Source organism: Oleiphilus sp. HI0123, from assembly GCF_001635315.1.
In genome coordinates, this window is sequence record NZ_LWGE01001283.1 from 1 (window position 1) to 7,306 (window position 7,306).

At 44.1% G+C, this 7,306-nt stretch carries 7 protein-coding genes and 2 pseudogenes; 8 read left to right on the forward strand and 1 reads right to left on the reverse strand.

Translation table 11 applies throughout. From position 1 onward, the window contains the following. From A3761_RS27785 to lpxC, 3 genes and pseudogenes are all read left to right on the forward strand, one after another. A pseudogene (locus tag A3761_RS27785) lies at nt 1-183 on the forward strand (cell division protein FtsA); the annotation flags it as partial. A 73-nt stretch (nt 184-256) separates the two neighbouring features. Continuing rightward, nucleotides 257-1,423, forward strand: coding sequence for a cell division protein FtsZ (gene ftsZ / locus A3761_RS15355; protein WP_068516357.1), 1,167 nt, complete (start codon nt 257-259; stop codon nt 1,421-1,423). Nucleotides 1,424-1,553: 130 nt separating this feature from the next. Continuing rightward, nucleotides 1,554-2,465: a UDP-3-O-acyl-N-acetylglucosamine deacetylase gene (gene lpxC, locus A3761_RS15360; protein WP_068512462.1), complete on the forward strand. Its 912-nt coding sequence runs from the start codon at nt 1,554-1,556 to the stop codon at nt 2,463-2,465. Nucleotides 2,466-2,515: 50 nt separating this feature from the next. On the opposite strand, the gene A3761_RS15365 is transcribed toward lpxC, so the two are convergent. After that, nucleotides 2,516-2,989: a DciA family protein gene (locus A3761_RS15365; protein WP_068512459.1), complete on the reverse strand. Its 474-nt coding sequence runs from the start codon at nt 2,987-2,989 to the stop codon at nt 2,516-2,518. A gap of 175 nt (nt 2,990-3,164) precedes the next feature. On the opposite strand from A3761_RS15365, the gene A3761_RS15370 reads away from it, so the two are divergent. The 5 genes and pseudogenes from A3761_RS15370 to A3761_RS15390 all read left to right on the forward strand — a co-directional run. After that, nucleotides 3,165-4,097: a M23 family metallopeptidase gene (locus tag A3761_RS15370; protein WP_068516356.1), complete on the forward strand. Its 933-nt coding sequence runs from the start codon at nt 3,165-3,167 to the stop codon at nt 4,095-4,097. Between the two features lie 73 nt (nt 4,098-4,170). Next, nucleotides 4,171-4,671 carry a type I-F CRISPR-associated endoribonuclease Cas6/Csy4 gene (gene cas6f / locus A3761_RS15375; RefSeq protein WP_068553781.1) on the forward strand — a complete coding sequence of 167 codons (501 nt, stop codon included), beginning with the start codon at nt 4,171-4,173 and terminating at the stop codon, nt 4,669-4,671. Nucleotides 4,672-4,775: 104 nt separating this feature from the next. Next, nucleotides 4,776-5,000 (forward strand): type II toxin-antitoxin system VapB family antitoxin, encoded by a 225-nt coding sequence (vapB, locus tag A3761_RS15380; protein WP_068553782.1) that lies wholly within the window; start codon nt 4,776-4,778, stop codon nt 4,998-5,000. Further along, the gene (locus tag A3761_RS15385; protein WP_068553783.1) at nt 5,001-5,417 is read left to right on the forward strand and encodes a type II toxin-antitoxin system VapC family toxin; all 417 of its coding nucleotides are present in this window, start codon (nt 5,001-5,003) and stop codon (nt 5,415-5,417) included. Between the two features lie 594 nt (nt 5,418-6,011). After that, a pseudogene (locus A3761_RS15390) lies at nt 6,012-7,271 on the forward strand (DEAD/DEAH box helicase); the annotation flags it as partial. Between the last annotated feature and the right edge of the window lie 35 nt (nt 7,272-7,306).

Below are 7,306 nucleotides of genomic sequence, written 5' to 3' on the forward strand. Positions count from 1 at the left end.
GCATCCCCGCAGGGTGTATCTGGTTTGGCGGATGTCGTCAATAATCCGATGTATGCAACGGGCGTTGGTTTATTGATGTATGGACTGAAGCAGAGGACAACGGATAGTGAGCCGATGATGAGGTCTGAGGGAGGCGAAAGTTTTATGGAAAAAATAAAAACATGGTTTACCGGCAACTTCTAAAAATTGCCTACAAAAACCAACAATACAAAGCAGCAACTAGCAGATTGAAAATATAATATTAGGAGAAAGAGTGATGTTTGAACTCGTAGAGAATGTTTCACAAAACGCAGTAATAAAAGTCGTTGGTGTCGGCGGTGGCGGTGGTAACGCAGTGCGCCACATGCTATCTGGCGATGTAGACGGTGTAGAGTTTATTTGTGCAAATACAGACTCACAAGCTCTAAAAGATCTAGAAAACAAAGCAGTTATCCAATTGGGTAGCACAATTACTAAAGGCCTTGGTGCAGGCGCGAATCCTGAGATTGGACGTCAAGCGGCTTTAGAAGATAAAGAGCGCATTGCGGAAACCCTAAAGGGTGCTGACATGGTATTTATTACTGCCGGTATGGGCGGCGGTACAGGTACGGGTGGAGCACCGATTGTGGCTGAAGTAGCGCGTGAATTAGGTATTTTGACGGTTGCTGTTGTGACTAAGCCTTTTCCTTTTGAAGGCGGCAAGCGTATGAAAATCGCTGAAGCAGGTTTGCAGGAACTGGCTGAGAATGTTGATTCCTTGATCACGATTCCAAATGAAAAACTGCTATCAGTTTTAGGTAAAAATACGACCTTGCTTGATGCATTTGGTGCAGCGAATGACGTACTTCAAGGGGCTGTTCAAGGTATTGCGGATCTAATTATCCGCCCAGGTATGATCAACGTTGACTTTGCAGACGTAAAAACAGTTATGTCTGAAATGGGCATGGCTATGATGGGTACCGGTTCAGCATCGGGTGAAGAGCGAGCTAAGGAAGCTGCAGAGGCTGCGATTAGAAGCCCGCTGCTAGAAGACATTAACCTTCAGGGTGCGCGTGGTATCTTGGTTAACATTACTGCGGGTGTTGACTTGAACTTGGGTGAGTTCTCGGAAGTGGGTAATATTGTAGAAGAATTTGCTTCAGACTCAGCAACAGTTGTTGTAGGTACGGTTATCGATCCTGAGATGACAGATGAACTAAAAGTAACAGTTGTTGCAACAGGTTTGTCAGCTGCAATGGATAAGCCGGTTAAGGTTGTTGACAATACGCCGACTAAAAAGGACGGTACGCTAGATTACGGTGAATTGGAGCGCCCAGCTGTAAGTCGCCGTCGTCCAAGCGTTGACCGCGTAGGTAATGCTGCGGTTGATACGAGCAAAACTGATGCGGCTCCAAGTGTTGATTACTTGGATATACCAGCATTTTTGAGGCGTCAAGCGGATTAATTATCCGCGCCTAATATTACATCTTGATGAATAGTTGATCGTTTTAGTTGGGAAATTCGGCGCATTCTGTTATTATGCGCCTGTTTTTTGACCAGTTCAGCAATTTATAAAGGTTGATAGAAATCAAAATATGATTAAACAGCGCACATTAAAGAATACAATTCGAGCCACTGGAGTGGGTCTTCATTCAGGTAAAAAGGTGTATTTAACGCTTATGCCTGCACCGATCGACTCAGGGATTGTGTTTTGTCGTACCGATTTGTCTCCAGCTGTGGAGATAGAAGCGCGTGCGGAAAACGTAGGTGAGACTTTGCTTTCAACAACGCTTGTTAAAGACGGCGTTAAAGTAGCGACTGTAGAGCATTTGCTTTCAGCCATGGCTGGTTTAGGTATTGATAACTGCCGTGTTGAGTTAAGTGCTGAAGAAGTACCCATTATGGATGGTAGTGCTGGTCCTTTTGTTTTTCTAATCCAGTCTGCGGGAATTGAAGAGCAAGAAGCGGCTAAGAAGTTTATTCGCATCACCAAAGAAGTGACGATCGAAGAAGACGGTAAGAAAGCGACGTTTGTGCCTTTTAATGGCTTCAAAGTTGGCTTTTCAATTGACTTTGATCACCCTGTTTTTCATCAGGGTACTCAAGATGCGGCGATTGATTTCTCGAGCACCTCGTTTGTAAAAGAAGTAAGCCGTGCCCGGACTTTTGGTTTTATGCGTGACTTTGAACGTTTGCAAGCAATGAATCTAGCTCAAGGCGGTAGTTTCGATAACGCAATTGTTGTTGATGACTACAAGGTCTTGAACGAAGATGGTTTGCGTTATGACGATGAGTTCGTAAAACACAAAATTTTGGATGCTATCGGCGACTTATACTTATTGGGCAATAGCTTGATTGGTGAGTTTAAAGGTTACAAGTCTGGTCATGACTTGAACAACAAGTTGCTGCGAAAACTCATCAAGGAAACCGATGCTTGGGAAGTGAATACTTTCGAAGACGCAAGTACAGCTCCAATTTCATATATGAAGCCAGTGTTAGCTGCTTAAGTGGCTGCATAAGAGAAAACCAGCGAGCCGGATATATTGATACTAATCTGCTAATCAGTATGTCTGGCTAACTGAAGTAAAATCTTTTTTAGTTTCAAATCATCAGTATGCTCAGCTTCTTCTCTTAGAATCTGGGCATTTTTTTTGCTTAAGTGTTTAGGTGTACTTGGCGTATCAATGGGTGCTTTGTTTGAAAATGCCCCTTTGGGTCGCACTTTGATTTTGATCTGCTCTATTCTCTCTGGGTGAATTTTTGCATTGAGCATAGATATCACCTGCTCTTGAGAGAAACGGAATTTGGTCATGAGCGCTGCAGACGAGCAGGTGAGGGTGAGCCTGCCTTGGCTAAAGGCGTTTATTTGAAACTTGCCTTTAAAAGCGCTTGGCAAGGTTTCGTCAAACAGAACTTCCAGCGACTTTCGGCTGGCTGCCTGTTTAATCAGAGACTGAAGATTGTTTGATTTCGCACTCAGTCTTTTCAAGCTGATTTTAGGGGCAAACTTTTGCTGCTTTGGTTGTCTCATAAACTTAAAAGTGTGACAGGCTAAATTGGCTTTGCTAAGTTCGGCGTGACAAGGCTCAAGAGCAAAGCGACTAGCGCTTGCAAAGAGCTTGATGCTTGGTCAAACTAGCGCAAATTGAGTCATGGAATGACATCATGGAATAGGGATATGCTAAAAGAACGATATAAGAAAAGCTATGAATATTATTTTTGTTGGTCGAAACCACGGAAAGTCTAAAACTTATCAGTTAGGAAATAAGCAGCTCGTCATTGTTGGTGCGCTATTTGTTTTTCTCATGGCCGTACTAGTGTTTTCGGGCTACCGTCTACAGACCTGGGTGGCCGGAGAAGCCGAGTCGACTTTAGATAAAGAAATAATTGTTGGTTGGCAGCAAGATATCAACGCACAAAAGAAACAAGTGACCAGGATTAAGCGAGCAGCTCAGGAAAAGGTTGATGCGCTAACCTTAAGAATGGGTGATATGCAGGCCAGACTGTTACGCCTTGATGCGCTTGGTCAAAGACTGACAGAAGTAGCGAAGCTAAAGAATGGCGAATTTGACTTCAGTGCGAGCCCTGCGCTAGGTGGCCCCACCGATGCAAAGCTGGGCGAGTCTTACGTGCTGCCAGGCATTGTTGAAAGTCTTGATCAGATTGACCGACAACTTACTGACAGTGAGCAGCAGCTAGAAGTGATTGACGCGCTGTTTGTTAGCCGCAAAACCCAAGAAGAATTATTTATTGCCGGCCGCCCCATTACCTGGGGATGGATGTCCTCAGCCTATGGCTACCGAACAGACCCTTTTTCAGGAAAGCGTGCCTGGCATGCCGGAGTAGACTTCGCAGGTAAGGAGGATAGTGACATCATCGCCGTTGCCTCGGGCGTCGTTACATACTCAGGTGACCGCTACGGTTACGGTAACTTAGTTGAAGTCAACCATGGTGGAGGCTTCACAACCCGCTATGCTCACTGTAAAGAACTCAAAGCAAAAGTAGGCGATATTGTCGACAAAGGCCAAGTGCTCGCATCAATGGGCAGCACCGGCCGCTCAACCGGCCCTCACGTGCACTATGAAGTACGCAAAAACGGCAAAGTCATTAACCCCAAGAAGTATATTCATCGTCGTTAGTAGTGCTTAGCTACAGGAACCCGGTATTAGTATCACCGAGCTAACTAAGTTTATATAGATAGGTGTGTTGATCATGGGCGTCAGCGTTGATGCAAGGGTAAAGTTTCAGTTTATTGAAGTGTTATTGCAATGGGAAGGCAAGCTAACGACGCGGAAACTGATAGAGCAATTCGGTATCTCCCGTACTAGCGCTCAGAAATGGATCACCGAATACCGAAGCGCTGTTCCTCAAAACCTAGATCTCTATGACAGCAATGAAAAATGCCATCGTCCTAGTGATCAATTTCAACCTTGCTTTACTTCCGGAGAGCTTGAAGAATACCTTAGCTTTTTTGATGGTGGCTGGGTCAGCTCGCACTTGCAACTGATAGCGCCTCCAGTCAGAAATATCAAGCAGTATAAAGCCAAAATGTTTAACCAAAGCCTAGATAACCCATATGTTGAGTTAGTCGGTGGTTCTAATGGGGAAAAGCACAGACGTTTTATTGAGTTTGGCCCGGTAATGAATGAGCCTGTCTCAGGGAGCTTTAATCAGTTTGGCCTCTCAAAAAACGCAACCGTCCCCTGGTTTTAAACCCGTCGAATTAGGCGGGTTTAAATCGGCATATGCTTTACATATGCTTGTGCTGGGTGTAGCCTGATACTTAAGCAGTAGCTGTTATCGAGAGGAGAGTACTTATGAGAACCGTATCTATCTTTAAGAATGGCAAGAATCAGGCGGTTCGTCTTCCTAAAGACATGGAGTATGAAGGAGTGAGTGACCTGGAAATCGTAAAGGAAGGCGATACCATTATTCTTCGCCCTTCCAAGCCCAGCTGGTTGTCTTTAGCCGATACTGAGAAAGCGGATGACGATTTTCTGATTGAACGTGAAGATGTGATTGAAGACCAAGGACGGTTTTAAATGAAACAAACGTATATGCTGGATACCTGTATCTGCAGCTTTATCATGCGAGAGCACCCTGTTGTGGTGCTTAAGAAGCTACAAACCGTGTCAGAAAAGCATTGGATTGTTATTTCTGCAATTACCTATTCTGAAATGCGCTACGGTGCAATTAGTCGAAAAGCATCTCCAAAGGTCAATCAGTGGATTGATCAATTCATCACTAGGCTTGATGCTATCCTCCCTTGGGATGAAAAAGCAGTAGATTGTTCTGCGTTGGTTAAAAAGCAATTGAGTGAACTGGGCACACCTATCGGAGCAAACGATATAGCCATTGCAGGTCATGCGATGGCGGCGGGAAGTATTGTTGTGACAAATAATACTCGTGAATTTTGTCGTGTTGTGGGTTTGCGGGTTGAAGACTGGGTTGATTCTTAGTTTTTAATTGAAAATACGAAAATTTTCTGCTCTTTAACAAATTAATAAAATCAGTAAGTTACAACGTAGGTGGTTTTTTTGATGTTTTGGACCAAATTAACCTTACTTATTGTTGTAGCTAATTTTTTTCGCGTTAAACTACTGTTCACTGCCGCATAGGCAGCTTAGAAGTTTTAGGTGAATGGGGCGCATTGCCTGTTTATATTTACTACCGCACAGGTAGCATAGTAAGACTTCACTCGCTGTCGCCGAAGCCTTATCGAGTATTCACAATATTTAAAGGTAAAGCTTTAGTTAACTAGAGCCTCAACCTCCAAAAACCTGACCCATTTCGCTATTTATCGACTTTTCTTTTGTTTTTCTCTTCTCTGCCCTTGTATTACTTCATCTCATACCCATTTTAGCCTTTGAGCCTGGTTTCAATTCACTGTAGACTTGAACTTATTTTTTCAACAATAATCAGGGATCGCTGTTTCATCTTTGGCTTATCACGCCGAACGTGACCATTAGAAATCAATGTGCGGGCGCATTCTATAGAATAGCGCTCTGTCTGCAGAGCTCTCAATTAACAAGATACGAATATAGAAGATCATTATGTTTTCATCAGCAATGACCAAGATTTTTGGTAGTAAGAACAAGCGCGAACTCAAGAGAATGAGAAAGGTCGTCACGAAGATAAACGCTTTGGAAGAGGATCTTTCCAAACTAGATGATGAAAGCTTAAAAGCTAAAAGTGCAGAGTTTAAGAAGCGAGTTGGTGAGGGTGAGAGCCTGGATCAGATTTTGCCTGAAGCTTTTGCTGTGTGTCGTGAGGCTGGTAAGCGTGTCTTATCTATGCGTCACTTCGATGTTCAGTTGATTGGTGGTATGACGCTGCACGAAGGTCGCATCTCAGAGATGAGAACTGGTGAAGGTAAAACGCTGGTAGCAACCTTGGCTGTATACCTTAATGCTCTGGAAGGTAAGGGTGTGCACGTTGTGACCGTGAACGACTACCTTGCAAAGCGTGACTCCAAATGGATGGAGCCACTCTATAACTTTTTGGGCTTAAGTGTTGGTGTTGTCTATGGTGGCCAGCAGCCAGATGAAAAGAGAGCAGCTTACCAGTCAGACATCACCTATGGTACTAATAACGAGTTTGGTTTCGATTACTTGCGTGACAATATGGCCTTCAATCTTGAAGGTAAGTATCAGCGTGGTCTGAACTTTGCGATTGTCGATGAAGTTGATTCGATCCTGATTGATGAAGCGCGTACGCCTTTGGTTATATCTGGCGCAGTTGAGGACAGTTCCAAGCGTTATAAGCAGATTAATGCTTTGGTACCGATGCTGAAGAAAGCGGAGGTAGGTGAAGACGATAAGCCTATTGATGACGGTCACTTCACAATTGATGAAAAATCGAAAAATGTCGATTTGACTGAAGCGGGTCATACCTATCTTGAAGGACTCTTAATTGAGCATGGCGTGCTGGAAGAGGGCGATAGCCTTTACGCTGCGACTAACCTGAACATACTGCACCACGTCTATGCCGCTTTGCGTGCGCATTACCTATATGTGAAAGATGTCGATTATATCGTTCAGAATAAGCAAATTGTTATTATCGATGAACATACCGGCCGAACCATGGCTGGTCGTCGTTGGGGCGAAGGTTTGCACCAGGCGATAGAAGCTAAAGAGAATGTTGCAATTCAGGCTGAAAGCCAGACTTTGGCTTCAACCACCTTCCAGAACTTCTTCCGAATTTATTCGAAACTGGCTGGTATGACGGGTACGGCGGATACCGAAGCATTCGAGTTTCAGCAAATTTATGGTTTGGATGTTGTCGTTATTCCGACAAACAAAGAGATTCAGCGAATTGNNTCANAANTTTGGAGGTTGAGGCTCTAGTT

Bases quoted from the DNA above. Each gene is read 5' to 3' on its own strand.
- A3761_RS15370 (WP_068516356.1), top strand. From the start codon at position 3,165: ATGAATATTATTTTTGTTGGTCGAAACCACGGAAAGTCTAAAACTTAT.
- ftsZ (WP_068516357.1), top strand. From the start codon at position 257: ATGTTTGAACTCGTAGAGAATGTTTCACAAAACGCAGTAATAAAAGTC.
- A3761_RS15365 (WP_068512459.1), bottom strand. From the start codon at position 2,989: ATGAGACAACCAAAGCAGCAAAAGTTTGCCCCTAAAATCAGCTTGAAA.
- lpxC (WP_068512462.1), top strand. From the start codon at position 1,554: ATGATTAAACAGCGCACATTAAAGAATACAATTCGAGCCACTGGAGTG.
- cas6f (WP_068553781.1), top strand. From the start codon at position 4,171: ATGGGCGTCAGCGTTGATGCAAGGGTAAAGTTTCAGTTTATTGAAGTG.
- A3761_RS15385 (WP_068553783.1), top strand. From the start codon at position 5,001: ATGAAACAAACGTATATGCTGGATACCTGTATCTGCAGCTTTATCATG.
- vapB (WP_068553782.1), top strand. From the start codon at position 4,776: ATGAGAACCGTATCTATCTTTAAGAATGGCAAGAATCAGGCGGTTCGT.